Below are 21,099 nucleotides of genomic sequence, written 5' to 3'. Positions count from 1 at the left end.
AGCACAGCAGAGGTCACTCATGCGCTTGCCCACCGCACTGTCCCTACGAGCTGTCCTACCGGCGGCCGCGCTCGCGTTCGCCCCGGCCCTCTATGGGGTCCCGGCGTACGCCGCCGAGGCCGAGCCCGCCGCCTGCGGGGACCGGAACGCCTCCGACTTTCCGATCGAAGCCCATCTGCGCGGCGGGCCGGACCAGTACGCCCAGGGCGGCGGCTGGCGCGGCTGGCATCTCGAACTGCGCAACGCCACGGACACCGGCTGTCGCGCCATCCACCCCATCGCCGTCCTGGTCGACGAGGCTCGTCAACTGCGGCCCCGCCATATCGGCTTCGAGTTCCTGGACCCTTCCGCGGACGGCGGCGCCACCTGGCGGACCGTCTCCTTCCAGACCACGGACGAGGACGAGAACATCGGGGTCTTCGAAGACCACTTCAAGGGCTTCACCGTGCCCGCGCACAAGACCGTCGACGTCCAGGTGCGCACGCGCTTCACCGCGGACGCGCCCGAGGGGCCGGTGACGGCCAACGCGATCGCCGTACAGCGGCGTGCGGACGACGGCGACTGGGTCGGGCAGTCGAACGACTATGTCTTCCGCGTCGGCGGGGCGGCGACGGCTACGGGTACGGGTACGAGTACGGGTACGAGTACGGGTTCGGGTACGAGTACGGGTACGAGTACGGGTACGAGTACGGGTTCGGGTACGAGTACGGGTTCGGGGACGGGTGCCGGTTCGGGGACGGGTGCGGATGCCGGGGCCGGTACTCCGCCAGATACCGCCACCGGTACCGGAACCACGGGCCCGGACGCCGGAACGCGTACGAGGGCGGCCACGCGCCCCGGCGGGCTTACGGTTACGGAGACCGGGACGGATACCGACGCAGGCACCGGAACCGCCACCGACGGGGACGACGAGACGAAGCCCGCTCCGGAGCCGAGCACCCGCTCCAAGCGCCCCACGGCCACGCCGAGCCGAACGGCCGAGGAGACGGAGACCCCCTCGGCCGTTCCGAGCCGGAAGCCGAGCGCCACCAGAAGCCCCGGTGCGATCCATAAGGAGAGCAGCCCGGCCGCGGTGCCGCCCCGCGCCGACAGCGACGTTGATGCCGACACGGAGGCGGGCGCCGACGTCGGCGCGGAGGCCGACACCGGCACCGATCCCAGCGCCGAGGAGGACGCGGGGACCGGAGCGGATACCGACGCCGATACGGATACCGAGTTGGGTGCGGACGCCGATACCGACATGGACACCGACCTCGGGGCGGACCCGGGCTCGGACCCGGGCTCGAACCCGGGCACGGACCCGGGCTCGGATTCAAGCGCGGAGACCGATACGGGTACCGACGCCGATACGGGCACCGGCACCGGCACCGGCGCCGAGACCGGTACCGACACCGGCACCGATGCCGGTACCGGCCTCGACGAGGGCCTGGAAACGGACACCGACCTCGGTACCGAGACCGACCCCGGCACCGACGCGGGTACCGACCTCGGCACCGACACCGGGCTGGGCACGGAGACCTACGACCCCGGCGCCGGAACCGGCCTGGGCACCGAGACCGACCCCGGCACCGACACCGGGCGCGAGCCCCAGGCCGAGCCCGGCACCGGTACCGGCGGTGACGGCCGCCACGAGGAGGACGGCGGCCATGAGCGCGAGCACGAGCGGATGCCCGAACTCGCCGCGACGGGCCGTCACACCGCCCTGCTCGCGGGGCTCGGCGTCATCAGCGCCGCGCTCGTGACCTGCGGAACCGTCCTCGTGGTGAGGTCCCGGCGCTCGGGGGTCTGAGCCTCCCGCGCCCCGGCGCCCTCATATCCGGCGCGGGTACGAACTACTGGCCCCGGGGCCCCTCGCCCCGGCGGCGCAGTTCTTCGTCGACCTTGTCCGAGCCGGACTGGATCTGCTCCGAGTACTTGCCGCCGGTCTTCTTGTCCGCGGTCTCGGCCCCCTTACGGGCGCCCTTCCGAGCCTTGTCAGGGTTCTTGCTGATCGCGCCCTTGAGCTTGTCCATCATGCCCATCGCGGCCTCCTTACGGTCCGGCCTCACGGCCCGACTCGTTCCACGGAGGGGCGGATTCCGCCCCTTCCCCAGGATCAGACACCTGTGCGGATCTGTCGCGCTGGGACGGAGCGCGAACGGACGGCGAACGGAGCGTGCTCCGGAACACAGGGCGGTCGCCCCAGCACTTTGCCCGGTTAGGCTGAGGTCGTCGCCTGAGTCGATTCCGAGCGGAGAGCAACCAGTGGCAGAGCGCAAGCCGATCAAGTCATGGCTCACCGACATGGACGGTGTGCTGATGCACGAGGGCATACCGGTGCCCGGTGCCGATGCCTTCATCAAACGGCTGCGTGACTCGGACACGCCCTTTCTGGTGCTCACCAACAACTCCATCTACACCCCGCGCGACCTCCATGCCCGGCTGTCCCGCATCGGCTTGGACGTTCCGGTGGCCAACATCTGGACGTCGGCGCTGGCCAGCGCCCAGTTCCTGGACGAGCAGCGCCCCGGCGGCACCGCGTATGTCATCGGGGAGGCGGGGCTGACCACCGCGCTGCACGACATCGGCTACGTCCTTACGGATGTCGAGCCGGACTATGTGGTGCTCGGCGAGACCCGTACGTACAGCTTCGAGGCGCTCACCAAGGCCATCCGGCTGATCAACGACGGCGCGCGGTTCATCGCCACCAACCCCGATGAGATCGGCCCCTCGGCGGAGGGCGCGCTGCCCGCCACCGGCTCCGTGGCCGCACTGATCACCAAGGCCACCGGCCAGGAGCCCTACTTCGTCGGCAAGCCCAACCCGCTGATGATGCGGTCCGGGCTGAACGCGATCGGTGCCCACTCCGAGTCCAGCGCGATGATCGGCGACCGGATGGACACGGATGTGCGGGCCGGGCTCGAGGCCGGTATGGAGACCTTCCTGGTGCTCACCGGGGTGACCAAGGCGGCAGAGGTGGACCGGTACCCGTACCGCCCGTCCACGGTCGTCGAGTCCATCGAGGACCTCGTGGAACGCATCGCCTGACCCGTCGGTGAGCGTGGCGCAACCCGTCGGTGAGCGTTGGCGTGACCCCCCGGTGAGCCCCGTGCCCCGGATGGCGCAGTAGGCGCCCGCAGCGGATGCGGGGCCCTGCCGGGCGCGTGAGCCTCTTGGTATCGGGAGGTTTCACCATGCGCGTTGTCGCACTCACTCTCTGTACCGCAGCATGCGCCGCCGTCGCGGCGGTGACGGCCGCCGTTCCGGCCCTGGCCGACCAGCGCCACTCCGCCACCACCACGATCCGGATCAGTCCGCGGGCCCTCGCCCCCGGCGCCGAGGTCGAGGTCTGGGCCTTCGGCTGCCCGGACCGGATGGCCACCGCCTCGTCGCCGGTGTTCGTGGATGACGCGGAGCTGACGCCCGAAGGCGACGCGCTCTTCAGCGAGGCGACGATCCGCTCGACGGCGGCCAAGGGGGCGCACCGGGTCACCCTGGACTGCGCGGGCGGCGGCCTCGTACGCGGGGACGGAACGGACGCGGAGGGTACGGGCGGGGCCGGGCAGGACGGCGCGGGCGGCGTCGCCCTCGCCGTGGAGCGCCCGCCCTCGCCCGTCGCCCCCGTCCGCGCCGGCGGGGGCGGCACCGCGCCGGACGAGGCGCGGCCACGCGACGACATCGGCGCCGCGGAGGCGTACGGCCTGGTGCTCTCCGGCGGTACGGCCGTGGCCGTCGGCGGCCTCGCGGTCCACCGCCGCCGCCATCCCTCCCGTACCGCGAGCTGATCGCCACCGATCTGGATACCGAGATGGACGGACACATGGACGGCATCGGGAATCGCTTCTCCGGCCTCGGGCGGCCGGCCATCGGACTCGCCTGGGCGGCGCTGCTGCTGGGCCTGTGGATGTGGGGCCGGGACACGACGGAGGGGACGGGGGGTCCGGCGCCGATGACCGGGGACGTGGCCGCGGTCGGGCGGCCGTCCGCCCATCCGCTGCCCCCGGCGCACGCGCCGCTGGCCTCCGCCCAGCCGCGGCGAGTGGTGATCGAGGCGGCGGGGGTCCGCGCCCCGATCGTCGCCAGCGGCCTCGACCGCGACGGAGCGGTGAAGCCCCCGCCCTTCAGCCGCCCCGGCACGGTCGGCTGGTACCGCGCCGGCCCCGAACCCGGCTCCCCGGGCGCCGCGCTGCTGGTCGGCCACCTGGACACGAAGAACAAACCGGCGGTCTTCCACGAGCTGAGCGACCTCAAGCGGGGGGAGCGGGTGCGGGTCGCGCGGTCGGACGGGACGACGGCGGAGTTCACGGTCGAGGACGTCGAGGTGGTGCCGGAGAAGCACTTCGACGCGCGACGGGTGTACGGGTCGCGGTCCCATGACCGCGCGGAGCTGCGGCTGATCACGTGCGGGGGCAAGTACAACCGCTCGACCCGGACGTATTCGGCGAACATCGTCGTCTCGGCCTACCTGACGGGCACGATGCGGTCCCCCGACAACGTGTCGGCGGGCAGCCGCAATGCACCGCACTAGCCGATGTGACGGGCGGCGCCTGCGGCGAGCAATTCCCCACCCCGCCCCTTCCCGAAACCATGGGACTCCCCCCTGCACCCCCACCCGGGGCCCCGCCCCAGCCCCCACCCGGGGCTCCGCCCCAGCCCCCACCCGGGGCTCCGTCCCAGGCCCCGCCGGGGCTGCGTCCCCAGGCCTCGCTCGGGGCTGCGTCCCAGCCCCCGCCCGGGGCCCCGCCCCAGGCCTCACTCGGGGCTGCGTCCCAGGCCCCGCCGGGGCTGCGTCCCCAGGCCTCACTCGGGGCTGCGTCCCCAGGCCTCGCTCGGGGCTGCGTCCCAGGCCTCGCCGGGGCTGCGTCCCCAGGCCTCACCCCGAACTCCGTCCCAGACCCCGCTTGGGGTCCGCCCCCTGCACCTCAACCCGGGGCTGTGCCCCAGCCCCCGCTGGGGGCTGCGCCCCAGACTCCGTTCGGGGCTGTCCCCCCAAGCCCCGCTTTCGGCCGCGCTCCGGGCCCGTTCGGGACTGCGCCCCGCGCCCCGCATGGGGCTTCGCCCCTGCAGCTCCACCTGGGGCGGAGCCCCGGCTCCCCCGCCCGGGGGAAGCCCCCGCACCCTCACCGGGGCGGAGCCCCCACCTCCACCTGGGGCGACCCCCGCACGCCCACCGAGGCGGAGCCCCCGCACGCCCACCCGGGGCGGAGCCCCCGCACCCCCACGCGGGGCGGAGCCCCCGAATCTCACCCGGGGGTTCGCCGGGGCGGAGTCATCGCAGGCGTACGGGCGAAAAGAGGGGTGGGTTGTGGATGAGGGCATGGTGGTTCGGGGGGGTATGTAAGGATTGATTCGACCGGTCTTGTCCCGCCGGGGGAGCGCCGTTCGTTCCCCGGGGTGTGCACCCAAGGGGGAGTGGATGTACGGCAGTCGCGCCGGCCGTTCGCGTCACGTCGCCCGTGCTCGCGTGGTTTCCGTCGCCGGGGCGCTCCTCTCGTGCGTTGTGGTCTCCGGGTGCTTCGGGGCCTCGGAGGGGGGCAGCGATCATGCCTCGGTCGCAAGGCAGCCGAAGCAGCGGCCCAAGGCCACGATCCCCTATTGGGTGAATCCGGACGGCAGCGCGGCGCGCCAGGTCGCGGCGTATCGGAAGAGGGGCGAGGACGACGAGGCCAGGCTGATGGAGAAGATCGCGGAGCAGCCCATCGCGGAGTGGCTGGGGGTGGACGACCCGGAGGGGCAGGCGCGGGGGTTCACCGCGGCCGCGGACGAGGTGAACCGGGATGCGCTGCTGGTCTTCTACAACATCCCGCACCGCGACTGCGGGCAGTACTCCAAGGGCGGCGCGGCCGACGGCGACGCCTATCGCGCCTGGCTGGACAGGACGGTCCGGGGGATCGGCGACCGCCGGGCGACGGTCATCCTGGAGCCCGACGCGCTGCCGCACGCGGTGGACGGCTGTACGCCCAAGAAGTTCCACGAGGAGCGGTACGACTTACTGACCGGTGCCGTGGACAAGCTCAAGGGGCTGCCCCGCACCAAGGTCTATCTGGACGCCGGGAACCCGCACTGGATCAAGGACCCGCGCCGGATGGTCGAGCCGCTGAAGCGTGCCGGTATCCGTAAGGCCGACGGCTTCGCGCTGAATACCTCGAACTACCAGACGACCCAGGAGAACCGGGCGTACGGCAAGCGGCTGTCCGCGCTGCTCGGCGGCAAGCCCTTCGTGATCGACACCAGCCGTAACGGCAATGGCCCGGCCCCGGGGAAGAACGACCCGCAGGCGTGGTGCAACCCGAAGGGCCGGGCGCTGGGCGAGCGGCCGACCGTCGACACCGGGGACAAGCGGATCGACGCCTATCTGTGGATCAAGCGTCCGGGCGAGTCGGACGGTACCTGCAAGGGCGGTCCCACCGCGGGTCGGTGGTGGCCCCGGTACGCGCTCGATCTCGCCCGTAACGCCGACCGTAAGGACAGCAGGAAGGACAGCTAGAAGCACGGCTGGACGGCCGTCACTTCTTCGTGGGGGCGGGCACCTTCACCCACACCGCCTTCGACGGCGTCCCCTGGCCGTCCACCGCGTTGAGCATGTACCACCCCGGCGGCACCATGGACGAGTCCTTCGGCAGGGTCACCGTCACCCCGTCCTTCGACCGCGTGAAGTCGAGGGCGATCGACCGCTGCTCGACATTGGTCACATGGGTGAAGGAGCCGGGCCGGATCAGCCGCATCTTGGTGATCGCCGACGCCTGCGCGGTCCGGTAGGTGGTCTTCCCGCCGAGCTTGACCGTCCTGGGCGCGGTGTCGGTGAGCTTCGGACGGGAGTCGCGGAAGAGATACGGCGGGGTGTAGAGGTCGATCTGCTGCTGGAACTCACCCGGCTTGGTGTTGGCCTTGTCGGCGAAGAGCGAGTCCGAGCCGAAGGTCATGACCCGGCCGTCCGGCAGGAGCAGCGCCCCCGAGTGGTAGTTGCGGCCCACCAGTGGATCGGCCACCGCGCGCGAGGTGTTGCTCTTCGGGGTGTAGAGCTCGGCCTTCAGCACATTGGTGGCGCCGCGGCCCCGGTAGTCGCCCGAGCCGTTCGTGGTCAGAACGGTGTCATCGGGGAGGATCACACTGCTCGGATAGCGCGCCTTCGCATACAGATCCGGGCCATCGCGGAACCGCGGCTTATCGGCATGCAGATCGACGATCCGGGTCTTCGCCGTGGACTTGGGGTCCTCGCCGACCCCGCCCCCGCCCTGCACCATGTACCGCTGGTCCTGTGCGGGCGGCAGCAGCACCGACATCGACGTCTCCAGGGCGTCCGAGTCGCTGATGCCCGGGACCACGTCGAACCGGTTGGTCTTCAGATCCCAGATACCGGGCGTGCGGCCCTTGTTCTCAGGGCCGTATCCGGCGTTCGAGCCGGTGTAGAAGATCCGGCCCTTGTCGGTCAGGAACAGCGCGGGGTACGTCGGGAAGAAGCGCTTCTTGGGCAGGTACTTCCACTTGTTTGTCTTGGGGTCGTAGATCTCGTTCTTCCCCGGCACCACCTGGCCGATCTCGTCCAGCCCGGAGACCGCGAGCACCTTGCCGTCCTGGAGGGGGGTCAGAGTCGGGTACCAGCGGGCCTCGTTCATCGGATCGACCGGGATATACCGCTCGGCTTTCGGGTCGAACTCATACGCCTGCTTGATGCCCTGGAAGTCCTTCTTGTCGAACGACAGCTTCTGGGCGATCCCGTAGAAGTTCCGCTTGTCCTTTCCCTTCAGCCCGGAGATCCGGTAATTGTCCTCGGTTCCGGTCTGGTATTTCTTCCCCTTGCGCAACGCCTCCACATAGACCCGCACCGTGCTCGCGGTGACGGTGACCTTCCCCTTGCGGTTCTTGCTCTTCGTCGCGCGTGGCACGAGAATCGGGTCCTTGGACTCGAAGGTCTTGCCGTTCTCCTTCCCGGTGAAGCGGGTCCCGGCGGGGAGGGTCTTCGGCTTGTCGGGGCTCTCGTTGTGGACGAACATCAGTCCGCCCGCCTTCTCGACATTGCCCTTGAGCTTCTCATAGCGCTGGGTGCCGCCCGCCACCAGCAGCTTTCCGTCCGGGAGCTGGCTGTGCCCGGAGCAGAAGAGGTCCTTGGGGGTGGGAATGTTGGTGAAGGTGTTCTTCTCCGGGGCCCACAGGACGCTGCGGAAGGATTTGGCGGCGAAGTTCTTGGCGTTGTTCCCGGAGCCGGCCACCAGCAGCACCTTTCCGGTGTGCAGCAGGGCGGCGTGGATCGTGTTGATCCGGTATTCCTCGGGGACATCGACCACATCCCAGTGGCCGTTCTCCGCCTTGTACTCCGGTTGGTTGATTTTGTACGCGTGGTACTTGTCCGAGCTGAAACGGTAGAGGGCCGGGCCGTTCATCCCGGCCAGCACGAAGATGGCCGCCGCACCGATCCCGAAGCGGCGGGTGCGGCGACTCGGTCGGTACTTCACTTCTTATCGTCCCCCAAGGGCGGGCTGCGTGTTCCGTTTCTCCTGGCGGACGGTCCACCGCCAGGCGATGATCGGCGCGGCTGTGACAGCCAGGGCAAGTGATGCCCAAACGGTCATCGCGGGATGACTGTGGCCGAAGTGGAAGGAAGAGGCGAGCGACCCGCCGAAGACCACCAGGAAGAAAAGATGGATCCGGAAGGTGCCGAAGAGGGTGTCGGGGCTCGCCGAGTCGCCCTTCGGCGTCACCACGAAGCGGCTCTTGCGGCGCAGCACGGTATCGAGCAGCGAGCGGGCGTAAATGGGCGCGGCCAGCGCCGTCATGACCATTCCGGCTACCCCGCCGGACCCCTCGGGCTCATGGGGAGAAACGTGGGCAAGGGGTGGGTGTCCGCGTCCGGCTGGAAATCGGCCTCGGTGCCAGTGAATTCGGACAACAGTTCCAAGGGTGAATATGTGGCTCTGGTGCGCCATTCGGGCTCGGGGGATGGCACCCTGCTTCAGGCGCGATCGCCGTGTCGATCTGTGGTGGCGGGCCAAGGGGAGGGCTGCCGTGATAGCTGGGCACACCGCGGGCGACGCGTTCGCCGATCCCACTTCCGCGTCGCGGTTCGCCGATGGTGACCGGTCGCTCGGGGTGCCGCGTCACGTGGCGTGTGTGATGGACGGGAACGGACGGTGGGCGGCCCAGCGGTCGCTGCCGCGTACGTCAGGTCACCGGGCGGCGGAGACGACCGTCATCGACGTCATCGAGGCGGCTCGGGCCGCGGGCGTGGAGTGGCTGAGCCTGTACGCCTTCTCCACCGAGAACTGGAGCCGGCCGGGTGCCGAGGTCGACTATTTGATGCGGCTGGTGCGCGCGGTGGTGCGCAAGCACGCGCCGCTGCTGCACGTGCGGGGGATCCGCTGCCGCTTCCTCGGGGTGAGCGACCCGAGGATCCCTCGGGGGCTGGCACGCGACTTCGCCGACCTGATGACACTGACCGGCGACAACCGAGGTATGACCTTGACCGTCGCGTTCGATCACGGCGGCCGCGGGGACATCGTCGCGGCCGCACGGTCGCTGATCCGCGCGGGGGTGGCGGCCGAGTCGGTGGACGAGCGGAGTTTCGCCGCCCATCTGCCCTTCCCCGACACACCCGACGTGGACCTGGTCATCCGGACCTCGGGGGAACAGCGCATCTCCAACTTCATGCTCTGGCAGGTCGCCTACGCGGAATGGGTCTTCCCGGCCGTGTTGTGGCCCGACTTCCGCGCGCCGCACTTCCTCGAATGCCTGCACACCTACCGGCAACGCGATCGCCGCTTCGGCGGCGTGCTGCCCGAGCGGAACGGAGATTCCCGATCATGACCATCGCAGACGGCGGAACCCCCGACAGCGCCCAGGACGGTGCGACCGAGTTCGACGGCGGTACGTCACGGCCGGGCGCGGCGGACGGACCCGGGCCGTTGTTCGGCGCGGGCTCGCAGTTCCAGGAATTCGTCAACGATCCGCGGTGGGCGCTGGCCATGGTCCGGGCGACTGTCCTGGAGGCCGCGCACCCGCAGGTCGGCGCCGCGCTGATCGAGAACTCCACCTTCGTCGCCCACCCGTGGCGACGGCTGCGCAACACCTTACGCAGCTTGCAGCGCATGTTCGGCGACGACGAGCAGGTACGGCTCCGCGAGGCGGCACGGCTGAACCGTCTCCACGCACGGCTCAACGGAACCGACCCGCGGGGCCGGCCCTACAGCGCGATGGACCCCGCTGTACGGGCCTGGGTGGTGGCGACCATCTTCGAGTCCACCGTGACCATGTGCCGACTGAGCGGCCAGCCCCTTGAGCAGCACGCCATGGAGCGGCTGTACACCGAGTTCCGGGCATACCTGGCCGCCATGGGCGACGAGGCCGGTCATCTGCCGCCCACCCTCTCCGAGTTCTGGCCCTACTACGACCACGTGGTGGCGCAGGAACTGGAGAACACCGAGGCGATGCGGATCATCCTCTACAAGCTGTTCGACCATCTGCCCGCTCCGGCCCTGCTGGGCGGGTTGCCCACGCTGTGGGCCACCGGCCGGGCCGTCGTCGGCCCGCTCATCGGGGCGATCACCGTTGCCTCGCTCCCGGAGCCCTTCCGGCGGCGTGCCGGGCTGCCCGAGATGCCCGGTGCGCAGACCCTGATGCAGGGGGCCTATCTGGCCGTCGGTCTGGCCCGGTTCCTGCCGGACGGCTGGGTCCGGGCCGACGCCATCGCCGACCTGCTGGCTCTCTCGCCGCACAGTGACGACCCGCGAGCCCGGGCGGTCACCGCCCTGCACGACAAAATGCGGCGGGCCGGTGCCCTGATCCGGCTCATCACGCCGCTCCCGCCGCAACCGGAACCCGGCTTCCGCACCGACGCCGAACGCAGTGCGGAGGAGTTCTTCCGCGAGGTTCTCGACCAGACCGGCGACGGGTACCTGGACTGGCCGGACCTCGCCGCCATGGCCCGCGAACTGTCCACCCGCCTCGATCTGGCGGAGCCCGAGGAAACGAGGCTCTACAACGCCTACGCCGACTGGTGGCGTGAGCTCCAGACGGCACTGGACGCCGACGGTGACGGCCGCGTCAGCGCCCACGAGTACGCCGCCGCCGTTCCCTCCCTGGCCGGTCCCGCACTGATCAAGGTCGCCGAGGTCCTCTTCGACGCCACGGACAAGAACGGTGACCAGCACATCGACGCGGACGAATACCGGACGCTGTTCCGGACCGCGTTCCACCGTGACACCGTCGGCACCGACCGTACCTACACGCGCGGCGCCTTCATCGGGGATTTCCTGGCCTTCATGTCCGGCCGCCGGCGATCGGCGGCCTACGACCCTCTGCTCGCCCAGGCGTGAGCCGCTCAGTCGCGATGCGCCGACCGCAGCCGGATGCGGATGTTCCCGAAGTGGTCGCGGATCGCCTCTTCGGCTCGTAGGGCATCTCCCGAGCGCACCGACTCCAGGATCTCCCGGTGCTGCTTGCAGGTGACCCGCGGATCGGTCGGCACGTCCACGAGGTCGGTGCGCACCCGGTGGAAGGCGTCCCAGAACGCCTCCAGCACCTCGCTCAGCAGCGAGTTGTCCAGACTCCCGTAGAGCGCGGCGTGAAACGCCCGGTCCGTCTCGGCCCGCACCGAGCCCTCCGCCGCCTCCGCCTCCATCCGCCGCACGACCGCGTCCAGCTCGGCGAGATCCGCCTCCGGGATCCGCCCGGCCAGCCGTGCGATCAGCCCCGTCTCCACGGCCTCGCGCAGCTCGAGGAGTTCGAGGAGGCTGTCCTCGCCCCGGTAGTGCCCGGCGACGGTACGGAAGATCAGCCCCTCGATCATCGGCACCATCGACATCGGCCCGACGTACGTCCCGAAGCCGTGCCGGATCTCCACGATCCCCATCGCCTGCAGCGCCTTGAGCGCCTCCCGCACGGAGTTGCGGCTGACGCCGAGCAACTCCATCAGCTCGGTCTCGGTGGGCAGCGGGGCGCCCGAGGGCAGCCGCTGGTCGATGATCAGCCGCTTGATGCGTTCCTGGATGTCGTTCGTCATCCCCCGCGAATGGGAACGCGAATGGGAACGGGAATGCGAACTCGAGTGTGCCGCCACCGCCACCGCCACCTCCGATCCGAACAGCTTAGCGGCGGCTGCGCGAGCAGGTCAGATGTGCGGGATGAAGGCGGCCGGGCAGCAAGACCGTATGGGCGCGGATCACCGAGTCGAGGTGACTTTGAGCATGCGGGCGGGGGGTGGGGGCCGGGGCCTCGTCGCCGGCCGCCGGGCCGGTGGGGGCGGGCGCCGTGGCGGCTTCCGTGCCCGAGGGTCGGGGCCGATCCGGGGTGCGGGTCGACGGGGCCAGGGCGGCCCTCCGGGTACCCCCCTAAAAAACGCTTGATCTGAAGCAACTAATTTGTCAAACAGTTTCGAGAGGGGTACCCCACCCCTGGCAAGGCGGTCCGGCAATGGCCCCCGCCCCGGCGGACCGTAGCCGCCACCGGCGGCCACATCCGGCCGCCCGGCGCCCGGCGACGCGGCCGCGCCCCCCACCCCCTGCCCCGCTGCTCAAATGCGCCGAAGGCGCGAGACGGCGCCGCGCTCGACCGAACCGCGCAACCCAACACTCCCTCCCCAAGGGGCGGCCCGGCGTGATCGACCGGCGCACCAGCCGCGCTCGACCCGGTCCGCACCACGGTGCGCCGGGGACCGAGCCCTGGCGTGTGTGTCTGCGGTGCGGAAGATTCTGCTGCGCCATCAATTCGGTGCATTACCGAATGAGTCGCACTGGAGGGGAACATGTCGCCTATTCGCATCTTTGTCGCAGCGGTCGCCGTCGCCGGGGTGCTCGTCGGCTCGGGGGCCGGCGTCGCGACGGCCGCCGCCGTCAGCCGCTTCGACGACGGCAGCTTCGAGACGCCCAGCGTGGCGGCCAACACGTTCGTGAACGTGGGGACGGGTGGGACCATCGGGCCGTGGAAGGTCACGTCCGGAAACGTGGACCACATCGGGGACGGCTTCTGGCAGGCGGCCGAGGGGGGCCAGTCCGTGGACCTCAACGGTGGCGGCCCCGGCACGGTGGAGCAGACCTTCACCACGGTCCCCGGGAAGAAGTACTCGGTGACGTACTCCCTGGCCGGCAACCCGGCGGGAGGCCCGCCCGTGAGGACCGGGAAGGTGCTGATCGACGGGCAGAACTTCCAGGACTTCAGCTTCGATGTCACGGGCAAGACCGTGACGAACATGGGCTATGTCACCCGGGAGGTGACCTTCGTGGCCCGTGGCACCTCCACGACGCTGGCGTTCGCCAGCACCAGCACCGGCACCGGCGCCTACGGGCCGGTCATCGACGACGTCAGGGTCAGCGCCTGCACGCCCTGCCCCTCCTGCGACTGATCGCGAAAGGGAGCCCCGGCGCCGCACGCGCCGGGGCTCCCCGGTTCCCCGCAATTTCGTTCAAGGCACCGTTCAGGCCGCCGTTCAGGCCGCCGCGCGCTGGCTGCGGGCCAGGGACGTCGCGGCCTTGCGGCGCTTCGGCGCGAGCACATCGACCGGGGCGCCCGCGCCGCTGCCCGGCGTCTCGCGCCAGCGATTCAGCCGGACCACGACCTCGGCCAGCCGCCGATCGCCGGGACGGACGGCCACGTAGAAGAGCGACTCGTCCGGCTTGCGGTCGTCCCCGCCCCAGCGGACCACGCCGTCGAGTTCGGCGAGGATGTCGCGGATCACGACCTCCTGCTGGGGGAAGAAGCCGCCCTTGGCACCCGGCGGGTAGTGGCCGGGCCGGATCCGGACCGCCGTCCCCGACGCCTGGTTGCCCTCCGGCAGCCCCTTGCGGACCGTGCCGGGGCTGCGCCAGCCGATCACATCGCCCTTGCGGAGCTCGTCGATCTCGTAGTGGAAGCGGCGGATCACATGGACCAGCACCGCCTCCGGTGCGCCGATGCGGACGGTGACGCCCTCCAGCGGGGTGCCGGGCACCGGACGGGACCAGATGGCTCCGCCGCCGTCGGCGACCTTCTCCATCTCCCAGCCGTTGGGGCTCGGTCTGCCCGTCAGCACCCGGGCCTGGTTCGCCCGGAAGCGGCGGTATGCCTTCCGGATCTCCTCGCCGGTGGGCGTCTTGGAGTGCGAGGACGCGGCGTACGCGGGCGTCGCCAGCAGCGCGGAACCGGGGAGGGAGGCCAGCGCGGCCGCGCCGAACAGCGCACCGGAGCGGGCGAGCAACTGCCTACGGGATGGGTCGAACACGCTCATTCATCGTCCCCTCGTGACGGTAGGGCTGGTGGACCGGTTCTGGTCGCGGGCCACCACGGATACGGCGCCGGTGGCGATGGCCAGGACGAAGGCGATGCCCATGGCCGGGTTGACGTATCCGGGGACCGCGGCGGCGTAACTTCCGCCCTTGTCGATCTGGCAGGTGAAGCGAAGGGGAAGGTAGCTCGCGGAGTAGCGGTCGACCTGAGCCGCCTTCTCCGGCCCGCCCGCCTTGGCGCACGCCTCGCGCATGGTGTCGCTCTCCATGAACATCACATGGAGCGCGCCCCAGATGTACAGGGCGATGGTCGCGCAGACGGACAGCAGGGCGATTCCGCGGAACCATTCGGCCCGGCTCTTCCGGCGGCCGGTGCGCTTGGCCATGCCGGAGCCGAGGAGGGCGAGCAGGGTACAGAAGGTGATGACCCCGATCAGGCAGATGAACAGCAGCAGGATCGAGTTGAGTCCATCCGGCGAATCGGACGCCAGCGATGAAGGTGATTTGCTCACCGCATCATCCTGTTGTACTTCTCGAAGATGTAGTAGAGCGGCATGCGCTTCTTGGCGTCGGTGAAGGCGGGCTCCTTCGGGCCCTGGTAGCGCCGCAGCACCTCGTAGATCTCCGACTCCTTGTAGTCCAGCGAGGGCCGGCGGATCCCCGTCTCCGCGTCGACGCTGCCGGGCTTGCCGTCGGCTCCCCAGATATGGGCGTGGCCGACGGAGGTGAGGGCGAAGTCGTTGTCCGTACGCAGCTTGTCCCACACCGAGAAGACGTCGGAGTCCTTGTTCGGGTCCTTCGGGGTGCCGGTCACCAGGCCGGTCCTGATGGAGTTGTTCCAGCAGTACACGCCCACCAGCCCGAACATCTGGGCCACACCGGTGCTGCTGTCGCGCAGCGACACCACTCCAGGCAGGTCCTTGGCCCAGTCCGGCACATAGCCGTTGTGATAGAGCCACACCCCGGCGTCCTTGACCAGGTCCTCATTGCCGTAGTGCCGGAACTCCCAGAACGCCGTGGTCTGGATGAGCGCCTTCCGCATACCGTAGGCGCGTGCCGTGTTCGTCACGGCGACATCCCCGGCGATGATCGTTTCCAGGCACTGGGTGGTGGTGTAGATCCGCCCGTCGTCCTCGGGGAAGCCGATGGACTGCATGTAGGTCTGGACGTCGTAGAGCAGCCCCGGGAAATAGGCCTGGTTGAAGAGGCTGTCCGGCATCGTCGCCACCGGGGGATTGAACGACCCCTGTCCGGTGTCCAGGCCGGAGGCGATGTTGTTGTCGATGTTGATCGAGCCGTCGCCGGAACCGATCGTCTTGGTGACGATCTGGTCGAAGGCCCAGTTGGGCGGCAGCGGATAGCCGTAGTTCCCGGAGAAGCCGCTGGACATGTCGGAGACGAAACTCGCCGTGGCATGGCCCGCCTCGGAGACCCGGATGCACACATTCCGCGGCCCGTAGACCCCGATCTTGTACCGGTTCCCGGCGATGGCCATGCCGTCCACGATGCCCTTGAAGTGCGGCAGCACATTGTCGGTGACCTCGTAGTCGTACGCGTCGAAGTCCACGGCGAAGAAGATCCGGGTGCCGTCCTTGAAGCCGTGGTCATCGGCCGCGTTCGCCGCCGCGATGGCCGCCGCGTTGCCCGCGGTGTAGTTGAAGCCCGAGGCGTCGCGGCCGAAGGTCTGATAGATCGGGAAACACCGGAGCCCGTTGTCGGCGAGGGTCTGGAGCTCGCCGATCTGGATGGCCTTCTCGGGGAGATCGGTGGTGCTGGGGTTGGTGAGATAGCGGCCGATGTACTTGTACCCGGCGGCCTTCAGGGTGTTGGCGCGAGCCTGGGTGATCTTGGTGACGCCGTCGCACGCCTGGCCCTGGCGGTCCTGGTCGCCGTAGGAGACCAGGAGCGACGCCCAGGTGGAGTAGTCGCCCTTTCCGGTGACCGGGAGCTTGGCGAAGTCCTGGAAGCTGTTCACCGCCGACTGCAGCGCCGATCCGAACGAGGTGCTGAACGGTACGTTGGGCCGCTGGTTCAGGATCATCGCCGCGGAGAACAGCCGCACCCAGGTGCTGGTCTCGCCCGAGGCGACGGTGTGCTGCTTCAGCCCGGACTGGGTGCCGGGGCCGAAGTTCCCGTTGGCCACGCCGTCGGCCATGCCGAGTTCGTACTGCACCGCCAGCAGCATGGACTTGGCGACGGTCCGCGAGTGGTGTCCGTCGCACGGGATGATGAAGTAGTCCTGGCGCTTGACGTAGTTGGCGTTCAGATGCTGCTGCACGGTGCGGATGCCGGTGCCGCCGTCACCGGTGACGATGTACGCGTCCATGGTGAGCAGCCCCTTGAAGACCTTGGGGGAGAGGCTGCCCGCCTCGAAGACGCCCGCCACGCCCATGTCGGTCATCAACTCGGTGAGCGAGTTCGCCACCGTGGAGCTGAACGCCCCGTCGATCCCGCCGCCGTTGTACCCCTTGCAGTACAGCCCCGACTGAATGATCTTCGTGAACTTGGCCGAGGGCGTCGTGCTGGCGGTGAGCTTCGGGTACTTCGACTGGAGCGTGCTCAGCGTGGTGGGGCCGAAGCTGTCCGAGAGGCTGGTGATGCCCAGCTCGTACTGGAGCGCCCGGGTGAGCGCGTACATCACGGTCCAGCTCGTCTTCCCGTCGACCTCGAGCGCCGGAATGCCCAGCTTTCCGCCGTACGTGTCGTTGATGAACTGCTGCGCCCGCATGACCATGGCGTCGGCCATGACGTCTCCTTCAGTGCCGAGTGACGGGGGTCAGTTGCACGCGAAGACGTAGTCGGACTTGTAGTTGATGTAGAGGCTGCTGGAGGTCTTGCCCATCTTGGCGGTCACCGGGGCGCAGGCGAGGCTGGAGACGTAGACCGGGCCGGCGTACTCGCTGAAGTTGCCCGAGTCGGTGTCGCAGCCGGTGCCGTCCACCTTGCAGACCTTGAGGTACATGTACTGCGAGGCGCCGTAGTTGTTGTCCATGATCGCGCAGCCCTTGCCGCTGTTGGTGTAGCTGAACAGCGTGGCCAGGCGCATGTTCGGGTCGGTGCCCTCGGGCAGCGGAATGACCTTGTTCAGCGTGTAGCCGGTGCCGCACACGGTCGCGGCGGCCGCGGTGGGCCCGGGGTTGGCCTTGGCGAACGCCTTGGTCTCGGCCGATGCCAGCGGGGACACCTTGACGTCGGCCGCCGCGGGGCGCTCGGCGGCGGAGGCCTGGGGCGCGGTCAGGGTGAGGACGGCGGCCGCGGCGGAGGCGAGGGCGGCACCGAGGGTGGATCTGAGGATCGTGGACATGGACGTACCCCTCCCGTGAAGGCTGATGAGAGCGAAGAACGCGGGGCCCCTCCCCAGGGCCCGAACGCGATGACAAGCGCTTTCTGCGCTGTGGTCGCACGGAATGTATGGGCTGGTCATGACCCTGGACAAGGGGTCTAGACAAGTCGGGGGAGCGGAGCCTGGCCCTCCGGTGGCGGGTCGTCACGGAGGAGGTATCGGGTGCGTCCCCAATGGGTGGATAAAGCGACTCATGTGCAATGAGCTCGGTATACAGAGGGTTGAGATGTGTCCCTGGTCACTATCTCCGGACTCGGGGAACGGGCGTCAGGGCGGCCGGGAAGGCCGCCGCGCACCCCCGAAAAGCGACTGGGGCTTCTCGGAGAACCGAGAAGCCCCAGGTCAGTGGCGTAAGCCAAGGTGCGCCGCCAGGGACTCGAACCCCGGACCCGCTGATTAAGAGTCAGCTGCTCTAACCAACTGAGCTAGCGGCGCATGCTGACACGGACATTCTACCCGACCCGGGAGGGTGCTCAGGGCGCCGTCAGGGTCCGTCCACCCGGCGTCCACCTTGCGCCATTGGTATGGACATGACCATTGGCCCTGGATACTCTCACACTTGGTCTAGACCGCCGTGCACGGCTCGTCGAAGCACTCCCCACGTCTTCAGGAGCGAAGCATGCGCAAGAAGATCAGCGCCGCCTTCATCGGCATCGGTCTCGCGGCGATTTCCGTCCTCGCGACCGGCGGCAGCGCCTCCAGTCACGGCTACACCGACTCGCCCATCAGCCGCCAGAAGTTGTGCGCCAACGGCACGGTGACGGGCTGCGGCGACATCCAGTACGAGCCCCAGAGCGTCGAGGGCCCGAAGGGCTTCCCGTCGGGCGGTCCCGCGGACGGCACCATCTGCGCGGGTGGCAACAGCCGGTTCTCGCAGCTCGACGACCCGCGGGGCGGCAACTGGCCCACGACCAAGCTGACCGCCGGCCGGAGCTACACCTTCAACTGGCGGTTCACGGCCTCCCACGCGACCACGGACTTCAAGTACTACATCACCAAGAACGGCTGGAACCCCAGCCAGAAGCTGACCCGTGCGAGCCTGGATTCCCAGCCCTTCCTGACCGTTCCGTACAACGGCCAGCGTCCGCCGTCCACGCTCTCCCACTCGGGGACCATCCCGAGCGGTAAGACCGGCAGACACGTGATCCTCGCCGTGTGGACCATCGCGGACACCTCGAACGCCTTCTACGCCTGCTCGGACGTCCAGTTCTGACGTCGCTGGTGTGGTGCCGCCCCGGGGCGGCACCACACCGTCGTCATGCGATCAGGCGTCGAACACGCCCGCCTTGGCGCTCCGGACGAAGGCGGCGAGCACCGCCGGCACGGTGGTCAGGACGGTGCCGGGGTCGTCGCTCTCCCGCAGCCGGACGCGGCCGCCGGCGGCGGCGACCTCGACGCACTGTCCCTCGCCCACGGAGTAGGAGGACTTGCGCCAGTGGAGGTGGCGATGCGCGGTCATTGCAGAGGTGTTCATATGTGGGGCCCTCTTTCTCATACCAGACCAGCGATGAGGGCCTTCGTCGCATCCGTGGACAGCGCGCGGTCCACGATATGGCCGAAGGCGTCGGCGAAGACGTTGACGTCGTCGACTCCTTCGACGTATGTGGGGCCGCGCAGGTTCTCCTGGGTGACCACATCCGGCATCGGGCCGGGGAAGGCCACGAGTGTGAACGCTCCCGCGTCCCCGGGGTTGGGCGCCGCGTCGATCGGCATCACCTGCAGCGTGACCGTGGGCCAGTCCGCCACGTCCAGCAGCCGCTTCAGCTGAGCGGCCATGATGCCGGGCCGACCGGTGAACCTGCGGCGCAGCGCGGCCTCATGGATGACGGCCCACAGCCGCAGCGGATGGCAGGAGCGGGTGAGAACGGCCTGGCGGGCCAGGCGCACCTCGGCGAGGGCGTCGACCTCGGAGGCGGTTCGGGCCACGGCGTTCGCCGCGATGGTCTCGCGGGCGTAGTCGGCCGTCTGGAGCAGACCGGGGACCACCAGTGAGGCGTAGTCGCGGACGCTCTCCGCGTCGCTCTCCAGCGAGATGTAGTCGGCGTAGGCGGGGCCCACGACGCCGCGGTAGGTCTGCCACCAGCCGCGTTTGCCCGCGTCCTTGGCCAGTCCCTCCAGGGCGATACGGGTGTTGGGGTCGGTGACGGCGTAGGCCCGCAGCAGGGTCTCGACCTCGCTGGTGCGAATGGTGGCGTTGGCGTTCTCGATCCGGGAGAGCTTCGGCGCCGTCCAGCGGCGGGCGTCGGACGATCCGTTCGCAGCCGCATTGAGTGCGTCGGCCGCCGCGTCCAGTGTCATCCCCGCTTCGGTGCGTAGTTTCCGTAGCGTGGAGCCCAGGCGCCTGCGCCGAACGGTGGGCACTGGCTGGTAGGACATGTCGCCAGTCTGTCGTATTGCCAACTACGCCTACCAGCCAGGCATATGCCAGTCTTGTGCGAGTGGGTCGAAACATTGCGAGTGGGACGTTCCATAGGCCAGGATCGCTAGGGGACACGGCAGCGCGTCGTGCTTTGGAGGGGCCCCGGAGCATATGGCTGAGAACATCTCGCAGCGATACGAACTGCGCCTCCGTGCCCATCCCCGGATACTCGCCGACATACGGCGTGCCGTCGGGGCGCGACTGCGGCTGTGGGGGCGTGAGGAACTGATCAGCGCGGCGGGTATGTGCGTCACCGAGTTGCTGTCCAATGTCCACAAGCACGCGGCCTCTCCCGAATGCGTCCTCACCCTGGAGAACCTTCCGCACGGGATCCACGCGGCGGTCAGCGACACCGAGTCCGCGCTGCCGGTGGTCAAGGAGCCGGACTTCCTCTCCGAGAGCGGCCGGGGGATGTTCCTGCTGAGCAAGACCGCCCATGACTGGGGCACGGATCTCACCCCGACCGGCAAGACGGTCTGGTTCACCCTCCACGCGGAGTCGGTGGAACCGTGACCGGCGGCGCCGGTAGCGTGGAGCCCCGACATGCGGCAGGGGGCGGGTCATGGATCCGGTGACGACGGGTGCGCTGGTCGCGGCGGTGAACGCGGCGGTCTCGGGCGCCGGAGGCGAGGCCGGGCGGCGGGCCCTGGAGTCCTTCGGCACGCTGGTCCGCAGGGTGCTGCGGCGGGGCGATGCCGAACCGGCCGGGGAGCCGGAGCCGGGTGGTCCGGATCCGGGTGGTCCGGAGCCGGGTGGTCCGGAGCCGGGTGGTCCGGATCCGGTGGCGATTCCGTACGACGATGCCGCGCGGCTGCGCCAGTTGGCCGATCTGCTGGTCGAACGGGCCCGGCGGGACCCGGAGTTCGGCCGTGACCTGACGGCCTGGATGCGCGAGCACGGCGAGGCGGCCCGGGAGCCGGGTACCGTGCACAACTCCATCGGGGGCAACGCCCGTATCACCGGCCCGGTCATCCAGGGGCGGGACTTCCAGGGGCCGATCAGCTTCGGTTGATGCCGATCGGCGGTGCCGAGTTGGCAGTAACCGGACATCAGCCCCCACTCCGCGTCGCCGAACGGCGTCGTATCGCTGCGGTCCGTAGTCTCCGCGGGTCCGGAAGGTGCACTCGCCGGTAACTTGTGGACACGCGCCCCGGCGCATCGGTGGT

General features: G+C 69.6%; 20 protein-coding genes, 1 tRNA gene and 1 pseudogene. 11 read left to right on the top strand and 11 right to left on the bottom strand.

The annotated features are described in order from the left end of the window. The first annotated feature begins 19 nt into the window (after window positions 1–19). Window positions 20–1,789, top strand: a complete 1,770-nt coding sequence (locus NP777_RS39190) for a hypothetical protein (RefSeq protein WP_256654946.1) — start codon at window positions 20–22, stop codon at window positions 1,787–1,789. A gap of 43 nt (window positions 1,790–1,832) precedes the next feature. On the opposite strand, the gene NP777_RS39185 is transcribed toward NP777_RS39190, so the two are convergent. Beyond that, entirely contained in the window at window positions 1,833–2,021 is a 189-nt protein-coding gene (locus NP777_RS39185; protein WP_256654945.1) for an antitoxin, read from the bottom strand. Between the two features lie 223 nt (window positions 2,022–2,244). Here NP777_RS39185 and NP777_RS39180 point away from each other — a divergent pair, with 223 nt between their 5' ends. The 4 genes from NP777_RS39180 to NP777_RS39160 all read left to right on the top strand — a co-directional run bounded on the left by NP777_RS39180 (window position 2,245) and on the right by NP777_RS39160 (window position 6,466). Continuing rightward, window positions 2,245–3,027, top strand: a complete 783-nt coding sequence (locus NP777_RS39180) for an HAD-IIA family hydrolase (RefSeq protein ID WP_256654944.1) — start codon at window positions 2,245–2,247, stop codon at window positions 3,025–3,027. Window positions 3,028–3,173: 146 nt separating this feature from the next. Then, on the top strand, window positions 3,174–3,764 hold the full coding sequence (locus tag NP777_RS39175; RefSeq protein ID WP_256654943.1) for a hypothetical protein: 591 nt from the start codon (window positions 3,174–3,176) through the stop codon (window positions 3,762–3,764). Window positions 3,765–3,787: 23 nt separating this feature from the next. Then, window positions 3,788–4,507 (top strand): class F sortase, encoded by a 720-nt coding sequence (locus tag NP777_RS39170; RefSeq protein ID WP_256654942.1) that lies wholly within the window; start codon window positions 3,788–3,790, stop codon window positions 4,505–4,507. Between the two features lie 888 nt (window positions 4,508–5,395). Further along, window positions 5,396–6,466, top strand: coding sequence for a glycoside hydrolase family 6 protein (locus NP777_RS39160; protein ID WP_256654941.1), 1,071 nt, complete (start codon window positions 5,396–5,398; stop codon window positions 6,464–6,466). Between the two features lie 19 nt (window positions 6,467–6,485). On the opposite strand, the gene NP777_RS39155 is transcribed toward NP777_RS39160, so the two are convergent. After that, window positions 6,486–8,432 carry a galactose oxidase-like domain-containing protein gene (locus tag NP777_RS39155; protein ID WP_256654940.1) on the bottom strand — a complete coding sequence of 649 codons (1,947 nt, stop codon included), beginning with the start codon at window positions 8,430–8,432 and terminating at the stop codon, window positions 6,486–6,488. 3 nt (window positions 8,433–8,435) lie between these two features. Next, window positions 8,436–8,804, bottom strand: a pseudogene (locus tag NP777_RS39150) (glycosyl transferase); the annotation flags it as partial. A gap of 262 nt (window positions 8,805–9,066) precedes the next feature. On the opposite strand from NP777_RS39150, the gene uppS reads away from it, so the two are divergent. Next, the gene (gene uppS, locus NP777_RS39145) at window positions 9,067–9,780 is read left to right on the top strand and encodes a polyprenyl diphosphate synthase (protein WP_256654976.1); all 714 of its coding nucleotides are present in this window, start codon (window positions 9,067–9,069) and stop codon (window positions 9,778–9,780) included. Further along, complete coding sequence (locus NP777_RS39140) at window positions 9,777–11,288, top strand: oxygenase MpaB family protein (RefSeq protein WP_256654939.1); 1,512 nt, start codon at window positions 9,777–9,779, stop codon at window positions 11,286–11,288. Before uppS ends, NP777_RS39140 begins: the two co-directional genes overlap by 4 nt. A gap of 5 nt (window positions 11,289–11,293) precedes the next feature. Here the strand turns inward: NP777_RS39140 and NP777_RS39135 are convergent, their stop codons facing one another. After that, on the bottom strand, window positions 11,294–11,974 hold the full coding sequence (locus NP777_RS39135; RefSeq protein WP_256654938.1) for a FadR/GntR family transcriptional regulator: 681 nt from the start codon (window positions 11,972–11,974) through the stop codon (window positions 11,294–11,296). A gap of 741 nt (window positions 11,975–12,715) precedes the next feature. On the opposite strand from NP777_RS39135, the gene NP777_RS39130 reads away from it, so the two are divergent. Continuing rightward, window positions 12,716–13,312: a choice-of-anchor C family protein gene (locus NP777_RS39130; protein ID WP_256654937.1), complete on the top strand. Its 597-nt coding sequence runs from the start codon at window positions 12,716–12,718 to the stop codon at window positions 13,310–13,312. 84 nt (window positions 13,313–13,396) lie between these two features. On the opposite strand, the gene NP777_RS39125 is transcribed toward NP777_RS39130, so the two are convergent. The 5 genes from NP777_RS39125 to NP777_RS39105 all read right to left on the bottom strand — a co-directional run bounded on the left by NP777_RS39125 (window position 13,397) and on the right by NP777_RS39105 (window position 17,949). Continuing rightward, entirely contained in the window at window positions 13,397–14,173 is a 777-nt protein-coding gene (locus NP777_RS39125; RefSeq protein WP_256654936.1) for a hypothetical protein, read from the bottom strand. Beyond that, complete coding sequence (locus NP777_RS39120; protein WP_256654935.1) at window positions 14,174–14,683, bottom strand: hypothetical protein; 510 nt, start codon at window positions 14,681–14,683, stop codon at window positions 14,174–14,176. Further along, window positions 14,680–16,917, bottom strand: a complete 2,238-nt coding sequence (locus NP777_RS39115) for a glycoside hydrolase domain-containing protein (protein ID WP_256654934.1) — start codon at window positions 16,915–16,917, stop codon at window positions 14,680–14,682. The genes NP777_RS39120 and NP777_RS39115 overlap by 4 nt, the downstream gene beginning before the upstream one ends. A 30-nt stretch (window positions 16,918–16,947) precedes the next feature. Continuing rightward, complete coding sequence (locus NP777_RS39110) at window positions 16,948–17,475, bottom strand: hypothetical protein (RefSeq protein ID WP_256654933.1); 528 nt, start codon at window positions 17,473–17,475, stop codon at window positions 16,948–16,950. A gap of 400 nt (window positions 17,476–17,875) precedes the next feature. Next, window positions 17,876–17,949 (bottom strand) — tRNA-Lys (locus tag NP777_RS39105). A gap of 184 nt (window positions 17,950–18,133) precedes the next feature. On the opposite strand from NP777_RS39105, the gene NP777_RS39100 reads away from it, so the two are divergent. Next, complete coding sequence (locus NP777_RS39100) at window positions 18,134–18,727, top strand: lytic polysaccharide monooxygenase auxiliary activity family 9 protein (RefSeq protein WP_256654932.1); 594 nt, start codon at window positions 18,134–18,136, stop codon at window positions 18,725–18,727. A 51-nt stretch (window positions 18,728–18,778) separates the two neighbouring features. Here the strand turns inward: NP777_RS39100 and NP777_RS39095 are convergent, their stop codons facing one another. Further along, entirely contained in the window at window positions 18,779–18,988 is a 210-nt protein-coding gene (locus NP777_RS39095) for a DUF397 domain-containing protein (protein WP_256654931.1), read from the bottom strand. Window positions 18,989–19,005: 17 nt separating this feature from the next. Then, window positions 19,006–19,890 (bottom strand): DUF5753 domain-containing protein, encoded by an 885-nt coding sequence (locus NP777_RS39090; RefSeq protein WP_256654930.1) that lies wholly within the window; start codon window positions 19,888–19,890, stop codon window positions 19,006–19,008. A gap of 154 nt (window positions 19,891–20,044) precedes the next feature. Here NP777_RS39090 and NP777_RS39085 point away from each other — a divergent pair, with 154 nt between their 5' ends. Both NP777_RS39085 and NP777_RS39080 read left to right on the top strand, forming a co-directional pair. Next, a complete protein-coding gene (locus NP777_RS39085; RefSeq protein ID WP_256654929.1) occupies window positions 20,045–20,446 on the top strand; it encodes an ATP-binding protein in 402 nt (133 codons plus the stop codon). Window positions 20,447–20,495: 49 nt separating this feature from the next. Beyond that, window positions 20,496–20,945 carry a hypothetical protein gene (locus NP777_RS39080; RefSeq protein WP_256654928.1) on the top strand — a complete coding sequence of 150 codons (450 nt, stop codon included), beginning with the start codon at window positions 20,496–20,498 and terminating at the stop codon, window positions 20,943–20,945. Window positions 20,946–21,099 lie beyond the last annotated feature (154 nt).

Source organism: Streptomyces rugosispiralis (genome assembly GCF_024505145.1).
Classification (GTDB): Bacteria; Actinomycetota; Actinomycetes; order Streptomycetales; family Streptomycetaceae; genus Streptomyces; species Streptomyces rugosispiralis.
The sequence above is the reverse complement of the archived record's forward strand: the minus strand, read 5'-3'. Positions and strand labels throughout refer to the sequence as shown.